This is a genomic window from Streptomyces rectiverticillatus, assembly GCF_013394065.1.
GTDB lineage: Bacteria > Actinomycetota > Actinomycetes > Streptomycetales > Streptomycetaceae > Streptomyces > Streptomyces rectiverticillatus.
On sequence record NZ_CP040752.1, the window covers coordinates 5,677,461 to 5,692,429 of the forward strand.

General features: G+C 73.4%; 14 protein-coding genes. 11 read left to right on the forward strand and 3 right to left on the reverse strand.

The features are described 5' to 3' along the window. Nucleotides 1-18: 18 nt before the first annotated feature. On the forward strand, nucleotides 19-396 hold the full coding sequence (locus FGW37_RS24750) for a nucleotide pyrophosphohydrolase (RefSeq protein ID WP_179084890.1): 378 nt from the start codon (nucleotides 19-21) through the stop codon (nucleotides 394-396). Between the two features lie 155 nt (nucleotides 397-551). Beyond that, nucleotides 552-1,010 carry a DUF6099 family protein gene (locus FGW37_RS24755; RefSeq protein WP_179083053.1) on the forward strand — a complete coding sequence of 153 codons (459 nt, stop codon included), beginning with the start codon at nucleotides 552-554 and terminating at the stop codon, nucleotides 1,008-1,010. An 11-nt stretch (nucleotides 1,011-1,021) separates the two neighbouring features. Here FGW37_RS24755 and FGW37_RS24760 read toward each other — a convergent pair whose 3' ends face one another. After that, nucleotides 1,022-1,216 (reverse strand): hypothetical protein, encoded by a 195-nt coding sequence (locus tag FGW37_RS24760; protein ID WP_179083054.1) that lies wholly within the window; start codon nucleotides 1,214-1,216, stop codon nucleotides 1,022-1,024. 248 nt (nucleotides 1,217-1,464) lie between these two features. Between FGW37_RS24760 and FGW37_RS24765 the strand changes: the two genes are divergently transcribed. The 7 genes from FGW37_RS24765 (at nucleotide 1,465) to FGW37_RS24795 (ending at nucleotide 10,576) form a co-directional block, all read left to right on the forward strand. Then, entirely contained in the window at nucleotides 1,465-2,388 is a 924-nt protein-coding gene (locus FGW37_RS24765; RefSeq protein WP_179083055.1) for an LLM class F420-dependent oxidoreductase, read from the forward strand. A gap of 37 nt (nucleotides 2,389-2,425) precedes the next feature. Beyond that, complete coding sequence (mmuM, locus tag FGW37_RS24770) at nucleotides 2,426-3,388, forward strand: homocysteine S-methyltransferase (RefSeq protein ID WP_179083056.1); 963 nt, start codon at nucleotides 2,426-2,428, stop codon at nucleotides 3,386-3,388. 125 nt (nucleotides 3,389-3,513) lie between these two features. Then, on the forward strand, nucleotides 3,514-5,034 hold the full coding sequence (locus FGW37_RS24775; RefSeq protein WP_179083057.1) for a hypothetical protein: 1,521 nt from the start codon (nucleotides 3,514-3,516) through the stop codon (nucleotides 5,032-5,034). An 18-nt stretch (nucleotides 5,035-5,052) separates the two neighbouring features. After that, nucleotides 5,053-5,838 (forward strand): NUDIX hydrolase, encoded by a 786-nt coding sequence (locus tag FGW37_RS24780; RefSeq protein WP_179083058.1) that lies wholly within the window; start codon nucleotides 5,053-5,055, stop codon nucleotides 5,836-5,838. 34 nt (nucleotides 5,839-5,872) lie between these two features. Further along, nucleotides 5,873-7,396: a 3' terminal RNA ribose 2'-O-methyltransferase Hen1 gene (locus FGW37_RS24785; RefSeq protein WP_179083059.1), complete on the forward strand. Its 1,524-nt coding sequence runs from the start codon at nucleotides 5,873-5,875 to the stop codon at nucleotides 7,394-7,396. Then, complete coding sequence (locus FGW37_RS24790) at nucleotides 7,393-10,020, forward strand: polynucleotide kinase-phosphatase (RefSeq protein WP_179083060.1); 2,628 nt, start codon at nucleotides 7,393-7,395, stop codon at nucleotides 10,018-10,020. Before FGW37_RS24785 ends, FGW37_RS24790 begins: the two co-directional genes overlap by 4 nt. 112 nt (nucleotides 10,021-10,132) lie before the next feature. Continuing rightward, nucleotides 10,133-10,576 carry a hypothetical protein gene (locus FGW37_RS24795; protein WP_179083061.1) on the forward strand — a complete coding sequence of 148 codons (444 nt, stop codon included), beginning with the start codon at nucleotides 10,133-10,135 and terminating at the stop codon, nucleotides 10,574-10,576. 37 nt (nucleotides 10,577-10,613) lie between these two features. Here FGW37_RS24795 and FGW37_RS24800 read toward each other — a convergent pair whose 3' ends face one another. Beyond that, a complete protein-coding gene (locus FGW37_RS24800) occupies nucleotides 10,614-11,036 on the reverse strand; it encodes a RidA family protein (protein WP_246430534.1) in 423 nt (140 codons plus the stop codon). Beyond that, complete coding sequence (locus FGW37_RS24805) at nucleotides 11,033-12,169, reverse strand: acyl-CoA dehydrogenase family protein (protein ID WP_179083062.1); 1,137 nt, start codon at nucleotides 12,167-12,169, stop codon at nucleotides 11,033-11,035. Before FGW37_RS24805 ends, FGW37_RS24800 begins: the two co-directional genes overlap by 4 nt. 193 nt (nucleotides 12,170-12,362) lie before the next feature. On the opposite strand from FGW37_RS24805, the gene FGW37_RS24810 reads away from it, so the two are divergent. Together FGW37_RS24810 and FGW37_RS24815 are read left to right on the forward strand one after the other, a co-directional pair. Continuing rightward, complete coding sequence (locus tag FGW37_RS24810) at nucleotides 12,363-14,054, forward strand: AMP-binding protein (protein WP_179084892.1); 1,692 nt, start codon at nucleotides 12,363-12,365, stop codon at nucleotides 14,052-14,054. Further along, nucleotides 14,047-14,889, forward strand: coding sequence for a PaaX family transcriptional regulator (locus FGW37_RS24815; RefSeq protein ID WP_179083063.1), 843 nt, complete (start codon nucleotides 14,047-14,049; stop codon nucleotides 14,887-14,889). Before FGW37_RS24810 ends, FGW37_RS24815 begins: the two co-directional genes overlap by 8 nt. Nucleotides 14,890-14,969 lie beyond the last annotated feature (80 nt).

Consider the following 14,969-nt stretch of genomic DNA (forward strand, 5'->3'; position numbering starts at 1 on the left):
GGCGGCGGAGAGGGCGAGCTGCAGGTGCTGCAGCGCCGCCTGGCCGACTTCGCGACGGCGCGCCGCTGGCTTCCCTACCACACGCCCAAGAACCTGGTCGCGGCCCTGAGCGTCGAGGCGGCCGAACTCGTCGAGATCTTCCAATGGTTGACGCCGGAGGAATCGGCGCAGGTGATGGACAGCCCGGGAACCGCCGCCCGGGTCGAGGACGAGGTCGCGGACGTGCTGGCGTATCTCCTGCAGTTCTGCCAGACGCTCGGCATCGACCCGGCCGCGGCCCTCTCCGCGAAGATCGAGCGCAACGAGAAGCGGTTCCCGCTGCCGGATCGGCCGGGCCGACCCGGTCAGCCGGACCAAGGCACTCCGGATACGCCGGGTCGTCACTCTCCGGAGTGATTGAGTTATCCACACCCCATCTGGTATCCACAGATTTCTGAATTCCCCTGGCGTTTCCGGCAGTTAGTCGTCACTCTGGGTAGTGAGCAGGTATGGGCACGGCACAGTCGGAAGCGCAGTCGAAGGCGCAGTCGGAAAGATGGTGGATTCAGGTCATGGATGCAGTGCGGCTCATCGGAGCCACCCGGACGGCCCTGGCGCAGGCCAGGGCCGTCCACGACATCGTCACCGAGGCATGGCAGACCCAGGCGCTGGCGGGAGCGGTCGGCGGCCACCTCGCGGTGCACGGGCCCTTCGAGGCCCGCGCCGCCGCGGGAAGTCTGAGCGAGGCCGGCACCCGTGCGTCCGGCGCGCTGCGTCACACGCTGCGCGCCGGAGCGATACGGGCCGGGCAGCTCACCGAAGTGCGCGACCCCTGGGCCGCGTTGGCGGGGCTCTGCGGGCTCCTCGGCGAAGTGGGCATCGCCCTGGTGGGCGTCGCCTGCTCCTCCGGCGAGGACGCCATGTACTGGCAGTGCATAGAGGCGATCGACGCCGCCGACGAGACGAGCGACAGAGTCCGCTGGTTACAGAGACGGCTCGCGTCGCGCGAGCGGGAGGGTGGTGCCGCGTGAGGCGCGGGCGGTCAGCGGGCATCCCCTCCGTCGACGGACGCCGAGCGTTCGTCGCGTGGCTGCAGATCGGCGTCGAGCTGCGACAGATCGGCGTTGAGCGCGGCCATCAGCTCCTCCATCTGCTGCAGCAGGCCCTTGGGCGCGCCGGGCTGCCGGGTGGCGGGCTGGGCGGGCACCGTTTCGTCGGGCACGGCTTCCTGGGTCATCGCGGCCTCCTCGGCCCCGGCCCTCCCGGTGCGGGAGAGCGGTGTTGCGGTCGTCGCCTCCGGCAGAGCACACCGGTGCGCGGGCCGGGCGGTCCGGCTCCGCCCGAGCCAACGACCACCGGCCGCGGCGGACACTGGCCGGGGCTCACCCGTCCGGCGGGGGCGGCGGAATTTCACCCGACCGGGGTGGGTGGACCGGGGCAGGGCACGGTCGGTTGACGCGCGTGCGGCAGTGCAGGATGGGAGGCATGGATCTGCGAATCTTCACCGAGCCCCAGCAAGGGGCGAGCTATGACACCCTGCTGACGGTCGCCAAGGCCACCGAGGACCTCGGCTTCGACGCCTTCTTCCGCTCCGACCACTACCTGGCCATGGGCTCCGCGGACGGCCTGCCCGGGCCGACGGACGCATGGATCACCCTGGCGGGGCTCGCCCGTGAGACGCGCCGCATCCGGCTCGGCACCCTGATGACGGCGGGCACGTTCCGGCTGCCCGGTGTGCTGGCCATCCAGGTGGCGCAGGTGGACCAGATGTCGGGCGGGCGGGTCGAGCTCGGTCTGGGCGCGGGCTGGTTCGAGGAGGAGCACAAGGCGTACGGCATTCCCTTCCCCAAGGAGAAGTTCGGGCGCCTGGAGGAGCAGCTCGCGATCGTGACGGGCCTGTGGGAGACGGAGGCCGGCCGGACCTTCGACTTCGACGGCGCCTACTACCAGCTCACCGACTGCCCCGCGCTGCCCAAGCCCGCGCAGCGGAAGGTGCCCGTCCTCATCGGCGGCCACGGTGCGAAGCGCACGCCGCGGCTCGCCGCGAAGTACGCCGACGAGTTCAACATCCCCTTCGCCTCGGTCGAGGACAGTGAGCGGCAGTTCGGCAGGGTGCGGGCGGCCGCGGAGGAGGCCGGCCGCAAGGGCGACGAGCTCGTCTACTCCAATGTGCTCGTCGCCTGCGTCGGCAAGGACGACGCCGAGGTCGCGCGCCGCGCGGCGGTCATCGGGCGCGACGTGGCCGAACTCAAGGAGAACGGCCTGGCCGGCTCGCCCGCCGAGGTCGTCGACAAGATCGGCCGCTATGCGGCTGTCGGCTCTTCCCGGGTCTACTTCCAGATCCTGGACCTGGACGACCTCGACCACCTGGAGCTGATCTCCTCGGAGGTCCAGTCCCAGCTGGGCTGACGCCGGCCCGGCGCCGCCGCACCCCCGAGGAGCAACTGTGACGCCCGTCCCCACTACCCCGCTCGCCGACGCGCTGGAGCGCGGCCCGCTCGTCCTCGACGGCGGGCTGTCCAACCAGCTGGCGGCGCAGGGCTGCGACCTGTCCGACGCCCTGTGGTCGGCCCGGCTGCTCGCCGATGACCCGGGGCAGATCGAGCGGGCCCACGCCGCCTATGTGCGGGCGGGCGCCCAGGTCCTCATCACCTCCAGCTACCAGGCCACCTTCGAGGGCTTCGCGCGCCGTGGCCTGGGCCGTGCCGAGGCCGCGGCGCTGCTGCGGCGCAGCGTGGAGCTGGCGCGCGGCGCCGCGGAGCGCGAAGCCCCGGGGAAGGAGATCCGGGTCGCCGCGTCCGTCGGTCCCTACGGCGCCTTCCTCGCCGACGGCAGCGAGTACCGCGGGCGTTACGGCCTGAGCACCGCCGAGCTGGAGCGTTTCCACCGGCCGCGGATCGAGACCCTGGTGGAAGCCGCGCCCGACGTCCTCGCGCTGGAGACCGTGCCCGACGTGGACGAGGCGGAAGCGCTGCTGCGGGCCGTGGCGGGCTGTGGGGTGCCCGTGTGGCTGTCCTACAGCGCGGAGGGCGAGTGCACCCGTGCCGGTCAGCCGCTGCGCGAGGCGTTCGCGCTGGCCGCCGGGAACGATCAGGTGGTCGCCGTCGGGGTCAACTGCTGCACGCCCGCCGACGCCGGCCGCGCCGTGCGGCTCGCGGCGGAAGCCGCGCGCAAGCCCGTCGTGGTCTACCCCAACAGCGGCGAGCAGTGGGATGCCGCGGCCCGGTCCTGGACGGGCCGGCCGGCCTTCGCTCCCGGTCGCGTCACCGAGTGGTACGAGGCGGGCGCCCGCCTCATCGGGGGCTGCTGCCGCGTGGGCCCGGCCGAGATCGCGTCGCTGGCCCGTACCCTGGCCCGCACTCCGTCTCGGTCGCGGTCTCAGTCGCCGTCTCAGCCGCCGACTCGGTAGCGCTCGCAACTCCGCTTCAGATCCCGTCAGTTAGTGCAACCTCGGGTCCGGGCCACGGCTTCACCACTAGCGTGGAGGCGGACGTGAGAGATGCGTCGTAGGGGATCCAGGACCGGGGGTGGGGAATGTCCCAGGAATCCGCTGAGACGACCGTCAGAGTGAGGCCGCCGGAGCTGGCGCCCGGCGCGGTGATCGCCCAGTCCCTGGACAACCAGTGGGTGACCGCGGAACTGACCAGGGAGATGGTCGCAGGAGGAAGATCGCTCGGGGAGGTCGGAGGCGCGCGGGAGAAGGAGGTGCGGGCCGAGTACTTCCGCAGTCTGATCAACACCCGCCAAGTGGTGGCCAACCGCGTGTTCTTCTACAACAACGCCGCCGTCAGCCGCGACCTCGTCGAGGGCGGCGCGGCCCGCCGCGCCCACCAGAAGCTGCTGGCGCAGGCGGCCCTCGTGCCCTACCTGCTGAACGAGCGCGATCCCGCCGAGCGCCCGAGCACCGGACTGGACTTCGACGAGCGGGCCTTCACCGCCTGGCAGGAGACGCTCGAGGGGATGCCGGCCGGCGAGCGCGTCAAGTGCGTCCGGTTCTCCTGGGAGGACCAGGAGAACCGGGACGCCACCCGGAGCGCCCTGTTCAACGCCTTCGCCGCACGGGTCCAGGGGCTCACCGCGAAGGACATCCCCCTGCTCGCCGCGCAGGTCGGCGTCCCGCAGCGGCGGCACGCGGCGTTCGCAGCCCGGATCGGCGAAGTGGTCCGGCTCAGCAACGAGCGCAGCATCCGCGGCGACCTCGTCACGCGGAACGTGCTCTACGAGGAGTTCGTGACGGTGCCGGGCACGCCCGTCTCCGAGGGCAGGTACGACAGGACCAAGCCCTTCGCAGGGGAGATCAAGCAGCTCCTCGACCTCATCTACAACGTCAATCTCGCCGACGCCCTCGGCATGTATCCGCTCACCCCGGCCGGCAGCCTGCGGAGGGTGGCCCTCCAGGAGTGGCGCGACATCCGTACGACCCCCGCCGGGACGGTCACCGACCCCGAGCAGCTCCTGCTGTTCCTGCAGCGGCAGGCGTTCTCCACGGTCCAGGACCGGCTCGCCCTCACCCCCGCCGCGGTCGACGCGCTCGCCCTGGAGGACATCTGGAGCCTGCGGCAGAGCGACCCGTGGAACGCCTACATACGCGCCTTCGACGAACTGACCGCCGACCCGGCCTCCTTCCACGAGCGCGTCGGCCCCGTCTTCGACCGCTACGTCAGGCTCAACTCCGAGATCGTCCGCCTCGCCGGGGCCCGCGGCGACAGCCGGGCCCGCGCGAACAAGTGGCTGCCCGTCATCGAGGTCGTCGTCACCGTCGGCGGCGCCGCCTTCACCGCCGTCACCGGGGACGAGACCTGGAGCGTGGCCGGCAGCCTCGGCGGGGTCTCGGCCAAATACGGCGGATCCGTACAACTGGTGCTGCGCAACAGACTGGAGGGCCGGCGCGAGCAGAAGTTCGCACGGGAGATGGCGGCGGTGCGGTTCGACGGCGCGCGGGAGTGGGAAAGGTTCCACGACATGGTGCGCAAGCTGCCCGGGTACCGGGAGGAGGGCGGCTCCCCGGCCGCCACCGGCTCCGCCACCGTCCAGGACGAGCTCCCTGAGTACTGAGAACCGGAGTACGAGGCAGTGCCGGAAGAGACCCCGCCGCCCCTCCACGACTACGAGGGCCTGCGCGCCGCCCGCCCCGAGTTGTTCGACAACGCCCCGGGCGGCATCGACATCCTCCTCGACCCGGCCGACGTCGAGGAGGCCCGGCGCACCGCGGATGCGCAGGACCCGGCGCCGCCGGTCGGCGTCGTGTACGCCGACCGGTTCGTCACCCTCGTCCGTGACGCCGTCCGCTTCCCCGGCGGCGCCCTCGGGCTCTACGTCCGCATGCTGGCCACCTCCGCGAGCCCCGGCGCCGTCGTCCTCCCCCTGACCGGCACGGGTGACGTCGTCCTCGTCGAGCACTACCGGCACGCCACCCGATCCTGGCACTGGGAGGTGCCCCGCGGCATGGGTTCACCGGGCGCCACCGGCGCGGAGAACGCCGTCCGGGAACTCGCCGAGGAAATCGGTGCGAAGGCCGGCGAATTGATTTCCCTGGGCCGGCTGCACCCCGACAGCGGACTGCTCGGCGACCACGTCGAGCTGTTCGCCACCCGTATCGACGGCTTCGGTTCTCCGGAGACCTCCGAAGGAATCCGCAGGATCGTCACCCGCCCCTGGCCGGAGGTGGCCGAGATGGTCGCAGCAGGCACGATCACCTGCGCGTTCACCATCGCCGTCCTCACCCGCGCCCTCCTGAAGGGGCTCCTGGGAAACCCGGAGAGCGGGAAGGGGAATACGGCGGACAGGGCGGATAAGCTGGACAAGGCGGATGCGAAGGACAGGGCGGACCCGGCGGACGCGGCGGACGAAAAACATTAGCAACGGATGCACAAATCCGGGGATACTCGACCGCGTGTTCCTGACGATATCCACCACCGGCACGACCGGATCCCCTGCGACCGACCTCGGATTCCTGCTGCACAAGCATCCCGGCAAGGCGCAGCGATTCTCGACCTCCCACGGCACCGCGCACGTCCTCTACCCCGAGGCCACGGCCGAGCGCTGCACCGCCGCGCTGCTGCTGGAGATCGATCCGGTGGCGCTGGTGCGGCGCTCCAAGGGCAAGGGCGGCCGCGGCGGCGCGCCCGACTCCGCCCTCGCGCAGTACGTCAACGACCGCCCGTACGCGGCGTCCTCGCTGCTCGCCGTCGCCCTCAGCAGCGTCTTCTCCACCGCCCTCAAGGGCCGGTGCGCCGCCCGGCCCGAGCTGCCCGGAACGGCCCGCCCGCTGCGCATCGAGGTGCCCGTGCTGCCCGCCCGCGGCGGGGCGGCGCTCGTGGAGCGGCTGTTCGCGCCGCTGGGCTGGACGGTGTCCGCCGAGCCGGTCGCGCTGGACGAGCGGTTCCCGCAGTGGGGTGACTCGCGCTACGTACGGCTGGTGCTGGAGGGCGAGCAGCGGCTCGCCGACGCCCTGCGCCACCTCTACGTCCTGCTGCCGGTGCTCGACGACTCCAAGCACTACTGGGTGGCGCCCGACGAGGTGGAGAAGCTCCTGAGCTCCGGTGAGGGATGGCTGGAGGACCATCCCGAGCAGCGCCTGATCGCCGGCCGCTACCTCGGCCGCCGCTGGTCGCTGACGCGGGACGCCCTGGAGCGCCTGGCCCTCGCCCGCCTCGCCGAGGCCGACGACAGCGAGGCCGAGGAGCTCGACAACGCCGTCGACGAGGAGACGGACACCGAGGAGCGGCCCACCCCGCTGGCCGTGCAGCGCCGCGAGGCGATCCTGGGCGCCCTGCGCGCCTCGGGGGCCGCGCGCGTGCTCGACCTCGGCTGCGGGCAGGGGCAGCTCGTGGGCGAGCTGCTCAAGGACCCGCGGTTCACCGAGGTGGCCGGCATGGACGTGTCGGCGCGCGCCCTCGCGATCGCCGCGCGGCGGCTCCGGCTGGACCGCATCACCGAGCGGCAGGCGGCGCGGGTCGCGCTGTTCCAGGGCTCGCTCGCGTACACCGACCGCAGGCTGGCCGGGTACGACGCGGCGGTGCTCAGCGAGGTGATCGAGCACGTCGACCTGCCCCGGCTGCCCGCCCTGGAGCACGCGGTGTTCGGCGCGGCGCGCCCCGCGACGGTCGTCGTGACCACGCCGAACGTCGAGTACAACGTGCGCTGGGAGACCCTTCCCGCCGGGCACGTGCGGCACGCGGACCACCGCTTCGAGTGGTCCCGCGAGGAGTTCCGCGCCTGGGCGTCGGGCGTTGCGCAGCGGTACGGCTACGAGGTGGCGTACGAGGCCGTGGGGCCGGACGACCCGGAGGTCGGGCCGCCGACCCAGATGGCCGTCTTCACCCGTGCCGGCAACGAGAAGAACGACACGGACACCGAGAACAACAAGAACAACAAGAGCCGCAAGGACGACAAGAAGCAGGAGAAGGCCGCATGACCACAGCAACCGCCCCCGCGGCCGCCAAGCGCACCCTCGCCGTCACCGACCTCTCCCTCGTGGTGCTGGTCGGCCCGACGGGTTCGGGCAAGTCGACCTTCGCCCGGAAGCACTTCAAGCCCACCGAGGTGCTCTCCTCGGACTTCTGCCGCGGCCTCGTCGCCGACGACGAGAACGACCAGAGCGCCAGCGGCGACGCCTTCGACGTGCTGCACTACATCGCGGGCAAGCGCCTCGCCGCCGGCCGCCTCACCGTGATCGACGCGACCAACGTGCAGGCCGAGGCCCGCCGGCAGCTGGTCCGCGTCGCCCGGGAGCACGACGTGCTGCCCATCGCGATCGTCCTCGACATGCCCGAGGACGTCTGCGCCGCGCGCAACGCCGCCCGCGCCGACCGGGCCCACCTGCCCCGCCACGTCATCCAGCGCCACCGCCGCGAGCTGCGCCGCTCGCTGCGCGGCCTGGAGCGCGAGGGCTTCCGCAAGGTGCACGTCCTGCGCAGCGCCGAGGAGGCCGAGGCCGCCGAGGTCGTCCTGGAACGCCGCTACAACGACCTCCGGCACCTCACCGGCCCCTTCGACATCATCGGCGACGTCCACGGCTGCAGCTCCGAACTCGAGACCCTGCTCACCGAGCTCGGCTACGCCGACGGCGTCCACCCCGAGGGCCGCACGGCCGTCTTCGTCGGCGACCTCGTCGACCGCGGCCCGGACAGCCCCGGCGTGCTGCGCCGCGTCATGGGCATGGTCGCCTCCGGCAACGCCCTGTGCGTGCCGGGCAACCACGAGAACAAGCTCGGCCGCTGGCTCAAGGGCAAGAAGGTCCAGCCGACCCACGGGCTGGCCGAGACCATCGAGCAGCTGGAGCGCGAGGACGCCCGCGACCCCGCCTTCCGCGCGCAGGTGCAGGAGTTCGTCGACGGGCTCGTCAGCCACTACGTCCTCGACGGCGGCAAGCTCGTGGTCTGCCACGCCGGCCTGCCGGAGAAGTACCACGGCCGCACCTCGGGCCGCGTCCGCTCGCACGCGCTGTACGGGGACACCACCGGCGAGACCGACGAGTTCGGCCTGCCCGTGCGCTACCCGTGGGCCGAGGACTACCGCGGCAGCGCCGCCGTCGTCTACGGTCACACCCCCAACCCGTCGGCCACGTGGCTGAACAACACCATCTGCCTGGACACCGGCGCCGTCTTCGGCGGGAAGATGACCGCGCTGCGCTGGCCCGAGCGCGAGCTGGTGGACGTACCGGCCGAGCAGGTCTGGTACGAGCCGGCGCGGCCGCTGGTGAGCGAGGCGCCCGGCGGGGAGGACGGCCGCCCGCTCGACCTGTCCGACGTCACCGGCCGCCGCGTCGTCGAGACCCGGCACATGGGCCGGGTCGCCGTGAAGGAGGAGAACGCCGCGGCCGCCCTGGAGGTCATGAGCCGCTTCTCCGTCGACCCGCGCCTGCTGCCCTACCTCCCGCCCACCATGGCGCCGTGCGCGACCTCCCAGGAGGAGGGTTACCTGGAGCACCCGGCCGAGGCGTTCGCCGCCTACCGGGCCGACGGGGTGCGGCAGGTGGTGTGCGAGGAGAAGCACATGGGCTCGCGGGCCGTGGTGCTGGTCGGCCGCGACGCGGACGCCGCCCGGGAGCGCTTCGGCGCGACCGGCGGGGCGAGCGGCGCGCTGTACACCCGTACCGGCCGGCCGTTCTTCGACGACCGCGCGACGGCCGAGAGCATCCTGCAGCGGCTGAGCACGGCGATCGGCGAGGCCGGGCTGTGGGACGAGCTGGAGACCGACTGGCTGCTGCTGGACGCCGAGCTCATGCCCTGGTCCCTCAAGGCACAGGGGCTGCTGCGCCACCAGTACGCGGCCGTCGGTGCCGCGTCCGGCGCGGTGTTCCCGGGGGCGATCGCCGCGCTGGAGTCGGCGGCGGAGCGCGGCGTGGACGTGTCCGGGCTGCTGGAGCGGCAGCGCGAGCGGGCCGCGGACGCGGCCGCGTTCACGCAGGCGTACCGCCGCTACTGCTGGCCGGTCGACGGGCTGGACGGCGTCCGGCTGGCTCCGTTCCAGATCCTGGCCGCACAGGGGCGCAGCCTCGCCGCGCTGCCGCACGACGAGCAGCTCGCCCTGATAGACCCCCTCGTCGCGGCCGAGCAGACCACGGAGACCGCAGCGGAGCCGGGAACGGAGCCCGGAATGGAGCCGGGAACGGAGTCCGGTGCACGGATCCTCGCCCCCACACGCCGGCTCGTCGTCGACACCGAGGACGAGGCGTCCGTGGCCGACGGCATCCGGTGGTGGACGGAGCTGACCGCCGCCGGTGGCGAGGGCATGGTCGTCAAGCCGCTGCAGGCGCTCGTGCGGACCGCCGGCGGGCGGCTCGTGCAGCCCGGCGTCAAGTGCCGGGGCCGCGAGTACCTGCGGATCATCTACGGTCCCGAGTACACCCGCCCGGACAACCTGGCCCGGCTGCGCGCACGCCACCTCGGCCACAAGCGCTCGCTCGCCCTGCGCGAGTACGCGCTCGGCCTGGAGGCGCTGGACCGGCTGGCGGCGGGCGAGCCGCTGTGGCGGGTGCACGAGGCGGTCTTCGGGGTCCTCGCCCTGGAGTCGGAGCCGGTGGACCCGCGGCTGTAGGCGCCGCGGGCCGGGTCCGGTGCGCACGCTCCGGCGCGGGCGGGGCATGGGCTGCCGCCCGTACGGGCGGCCCCCGCTCGCCACCCCGCAGGGGCGACGGCATGCTGGCCGCATGAGCACGCAGCACTGGGGCGACGACTACGCGCACGGTGCGCCGCCGCGCGTCCGCCACCGGGGGCACCGCAAGTGGCCGTGGGTGCTGCTCGCCGCCGTGCTCCTGCTGGCCGCCGGGTGCGCGGCGATCGTCGTCGTGCTCGCCGGGGAGAGCGACAAGAAGGTCCGGGTGCGGTACGAGGTCACCGGCGATGCGAAAGGCGTGGCCATCGCGTACACCACCTGGCAGGGCGGGGGCCTCGTGACGCAGAAGGAGGGCCCCCGGGACCTGCCCTGGCGCAAGGAGCTGGAGACGACGGGGTTCGAAAAGGGCGGCGTGCTGGCCGTCACGACCGGGAAGGGCGGCGGTACGGTCTCCTGCTCGGTGACGGTGGACGACGGCCAGCCGCGGACCGCGACGGCGTCCGGCCGGGAGACGACGGCGACCTGTACCGGCTTCTGATCCCCTCAGGTTCGGCTAACGGCTAACGGCTAACGGCTTACGGCAGCATCGCGATCCCGTCCAGCTCCACCAGCGCCTCCTCGTCCCACAGGCGCACCGCGCCGATGACGGCCATCGCCGGGTAGTCCCGCCCGGCCAGCCGCCGCCAGATGCCGCCCAGTTCCCGGGCGTGCGCGCGGTAGTCGGCGACGTCGGTGGCGTAGACCGTGACGCGCGCGAGGTGCTGCGGCCCGCCGCCCGCGGCGCGCAGGGCGGCGAGCAGATTGCCCAGGGCCCGCTCAAACTGCTCCGGCAGCCCGCCGGGCACGATCCGGCCCGCGCCGTCGAGGGCGGTCTGCCCGGCGAGGAGGACGAGCCGGGTTCCGGTGACGGTGACGGCGTGGGAGAAACCGGTGGGAGGGGAGAGCTCCGGCGGGTTGATCCGGCGCACTTCGGCGCCCCCGGCCTTGTGGGTACTCACCGGTAGAGCTCCTTCGCGATGATCGTGCGCTGGACCTCGCTCGCGCCCTCGTAGATCCGCGGCGCGCGCACCTCCCGGTACAGGTGCTCCAGCAGGTGCCCCCGGCGCAGCGCGCGGGCGCCGTGGAGCTGGACGGCCGCGTCGACGACGTACTGCGCGGTCTCGGTGGCGAAGAGCTTGGCCATCGCCGAGCGGGCCGCGATGCCGGGCTCGCCCGCGTCGTACGCCGCGGCCGCCGCGTACACCAGCAGCGCCGCGGCCTCCGTACGGGTGGCCATCTCGGCGAGCTGGTGGGAGACGGCCTGCAGGTCCTTCAGGGGGCCGCCGAACGCGCGCCGCTCCCCGGCGTGGGCGACGGCGGCCGCGAGCGCGGCCCGGGCCATGCCGACGGCGAAGGCCCCCACGCTCGGCCGGAAGAGGTCGAGCGTGCGCATGGCGACGCGGAAGCCGCCGCCCGGCACCCCGAGGACGTCCCCGGCGCCGACCGGCACGCCGTCGAACGTCAGCGTGCCGATGGGGTGCGGGCTGAGCATGTCCAGGCTGCGGCCGGACAGTCCCGCGCTGTCGCCTGGCACGAGGAACGCCGTCACGCCCCGCGAGCCGGGCGCCTGCCCCGTGCGGGCGAAGACGGTGTAGACGTCGGCCTCGGGGGCGTTGGAGATCCACGTCTTCTCGCCCGAGAGGCGCCAGCCGTCCCCGGCGCCGGACGGGTCCGGCTCGGCGCACAGCTCCAGCGCCGCCGCGTCGGACCCGGCGGCCGGCTCGCTCAGCGCGAACGCGGCCACGGCCCGGCCGGCGACCACCTCCGGCATCCAGCGGGCGCGCTGCCGGGCGGTCCCGGACTGCACGACGGGGTAGGCGCCGAGCCCCTGCAGGGCGAGCGCGGTCTCGGCCTCCGTGCACTCCCGCGCGAGGGACTCCCGCAGCAGGCACAGGTCCGTCGCGCGCACCGGCCCGTCGGCGGGGAAGAGCCGGGCCAGCAGGCCGAGTTCGCCGAGGGCGGCGACGAGGGGCCGGTTGACGCGGCCCGGCTCGCCGCCGGCCGCGAGCGGGCGCAGCCGCTCCGCCGCGAGGGTGCGCAGGTCGTCGCACCAGGCGCGCTGCCGCGGGTCGAGGGCGAACGGGGTGACCATGGGTGGCCCCTTCTGGTCGCTGAGGCTGGTCGGGGTAACGGTGGCCGCTGAGGCTGATCGCCGACGTCCGTTTATCGCGCTGTGTTGACTGCCGTCACCAAGTCGCTACGCTGACAGCGGATCCGTACAGCTGGCAAGACCCCCGTTCACCTCCATGTCACCCGGCGCGAGGGGGCGCACAGCGATGGCAGCGATGGAGCTTCAGCCCTCGGTCCATGCCGACACCTTCCCGCGCGACCACCTCCCGCCTGCCGACCAGTGGCCCGACCTCCTCCTCGGCCCGCGGGACGGCGTCCTTCCCGCCTATCCGGACCGCCTCAACTGCGGTGCCGAGCTGATCGACACCACCATCGCCCGGCTGGGCCCGGACCGCCCCGCCGTGCACGACGACACCGGCTGCCGGTGGACCTACGGCCAACTCGCCGCCCACGTCGACCGCATAGCCCACGCCCTCACCGACGACCTCGGCGTGGTCCCCGGCAACCGCGTCCTGCTGTGCGGCCCCACCACGCCCTGGCTCGCCGCCTGCTGGCTCGCCGTGATGAAGGCCGGCGCCGTCGCCGTCGCCGTCCTGGCGGCCCAGCGCCCGCACGAACTCGCCACGATCTGCGAACTGGCCCGCATACGGCACGCCTTGTGCGACGCCCGCTCGCTCGACGGCCTCGACGGCCTTGACAGCCCGGACACCCTCGCGCAGGCCCCGGAACCTCTGCGCATCACCCCGTACGGCGGGGACACCCCCGGCGACCTGCTGCGCCTGGCCGCGGACAAACCCTCATCGTATGCGGCGGTGGACACCTCCGCGGACGACGTCGCCCTCATCGCCTTCACCTCCGGCACCACCGGACGCCCCAAGGGCTGCATGCACTTCCACCGCGACGTGCTCGCCATAGCCGACACCTTCTCGGCACACGTTCTGCGGCCGCGCCCCGACGACGTCTTCGCCGGCAGCCCGCCCCTGGGCTTCACCTTCGGCCTCGGCGGCCTGGTGATCTTCCCCCTGCGGGCGGGCGCCGCCACCCTGCTGACCGACTGGCGCGGCCCCGAACGCCTCCTCACCGACATCCGGCGTCACCGCGTCTCCGTGCTCTTCACCGCCCCCACCGCCTACCGCTCGATGCTCGAGACCCTGGAACGGCCCGGCCCGCACGGCGCGCACGACGCGTACGACGTCTCGTCGCTGCGCCGCTGCGTCTCCGCCGGTGAACACCTGCCCGCGGCCCTCTGGCACGCCTGGCGGCAGGCCACCGGACTGCGCGTCATCAACGGCATCGGCGCGACCGAGATGCTGCACATCTTCATCTCCGCCGCCGACGACGCGATCCGCCCCGGCACCACCGGCCTGCCCGTCCCCGGCTACGAGGCGCGCGTCGTCGGCCCCGACGGCCGGACGCTGCCGGACGGCGAACCGGGCCTGCTGGCCGTGCGCGGCCCCACCGGCTGCCGCTACCTCGCCGACGAACGGCAGCGCGAGTACGTGCGTGACGGCTGGAACCTCACCGGGGACACCTACGTCCGCGAGCCCGGCGGCCACTTCCGCTACGTCGCCCGCGCCGACGACATGATCATCTCGGCCGGGTACAACATCGCCGGCCCGGAGGTGGAAGAGGCCCTGCTGCGCCACCCCGACGTCCTGGAGGCGGCCGTCGTCGGGCGCCCCGACGAGCGGCGCGGCGAGATCGTCGTGGCCCACGTGGTGCTCCGGGCGGGGGTGCCGCGCACCGCGGAAACGGCGGCGGCGCTGCGGGAGTTCACCAAAAAGGAGATCGTTCCCTACAAGTGCCCTCGCGAGATCGAGTTCCCGGAGGCCCTTCCCCGCACGCCCACCGGCAAATTGCAGCGCTTCCGGCTGCGTCACGGCGCTTTACAGTTTCCCCGTGACTGACCAGCAACCACTCCATACTCCTCGGTCCCTCATCGTCACTTTCTACGGCGCGTACGGCCGCGGGGGCGCCGCCCGCCATACGGGCGGCAGGCCCGTACCGATCGCGGCCCTGATCCGGTTGCTGGGTGCCGTGGGCGTGGACTCGCCCTCGGTGCGGTCGGCCGTCTCACGGCTCAAACGGCGTGGCCTGCTCGTCGCGGACCGCACGCCCGACGGGGCCGCGGGGTACGGGCTCTCGGAAGCCGCACGGCAGCTCCTCGACGACGGCGACCGGCGCATCTACGGCCGGGCCTCCACGCGGACGGCCGGCGGCTGGCTGCTGGCCGTGTTCTCCGTTCCCGAAGAGGAGCGGCACAAGCGGCACCTGCTGCGCTCGCGGCTGGCCCGGCTCGGTTTCGGGACCGCCGCCCCCGGCGTGTGGATCGCTCCCGCGCACGTCCACGACGAGACGCGGCACACCCTCGAACGGCTCGGACTGGCCTCCTACGTCGACCTGTTCAGGGGATCCCACCTGGGCTTCGAGCCGACCGCGGAGGCCGTCGGCCGCTGGTGGGACCTCGAATCCCTGGCCGCGCAGCACCACGCCTTCCTCGACGCCCACGAGCCGGTGCTGCGGCGCTGGGCGCGGCGGCGGGTGGTGCCGCCGCGCGAGGCCTACCGCGACTACCTCCTCGCGCTGGACTCCTGGCGGCATCTGCCGTACGCGGACCCCGGCCTGCCGGGGGGCTTGCTGCCGGCCGACTGGCCGGGGGTGCGGGCGGCGCGGGTGTTCGGGGCGCTGCACTCCCGGTTGCGGGAGGCGGGGGCACGGTTCGTGGCGGGAGAGTTGGCATAGGCCTGCTGTCGGCTGCCGCGCCGTCGCACGGGGCTCCGCCCCGGCCCCCGGTCCTCAATCGCCGGACGGCTCTGTTTTCA

What these genes read in the sequence shown, in the direction of transcription:
- FGW37_RS24755 (WP_179083053.1), top strand. Translation starts at nt 552, where the DNA reads ATGGATGCAGTGCGGCTCATCGGAGCCACCCGGACGGCCCTGGCGCAG.
- FGW37_RS24760 (WP_179083054.1), bottom strand. Translation starts at nt 1,216, where the DNA reads ATGACCCAGGAAGCCGTGCCCGACGAAACGGTGCCCGCCCAGCCCGCC.
- FGW37_RS24765 (WP_179083055.1), top strand. Translation starts at nt 1,465, where the DNA reads ATGGATCTGCGAATCTTCACCGAGCCCCAGCAAGGGGCGAGCTATGAC.
- FGW37_RS24775 (WP_179083057.1), top strand. Translation starts at nt 3,514, where the DNA reads ATGTCCCAGGAATCCGCTGAGACGACCGTCAGAGTGAGGCCGCCGGAG.
- FGW37_RS24790 (WP_179083060.1), top strand. Translation starts at nt 7,393, where the DNA reads ATGACCACAGCAACCGCCCCCGCGGCCGCCAAGCGCACCCTCGCCGTC.
- FGW37_RS24795 (WP_179083061.1), top strand. Translation starts at nt 10,133, where the DNA reads ATGAGCACGCAGCACTGGGGCGACGACTACGCGCACGGTGCGCCGCCG.
- FGW37_RS24805 (WP_179083062.1), bottom strand. Translation starts at nt 12,169, where the DNA reads ATGGTCACCCCGTTCGCCCTCGACCCGCGGCAGCGCGCCTGGTGCGAC.
- FGW37_RS24810 (WP_179084892.1), top strand. Translation starts at nt 12,363, where the DNA reads ATGGAGCTTCAGCCCTCGGTCCATGCCGACACCTTCCCGCGCGACCAC.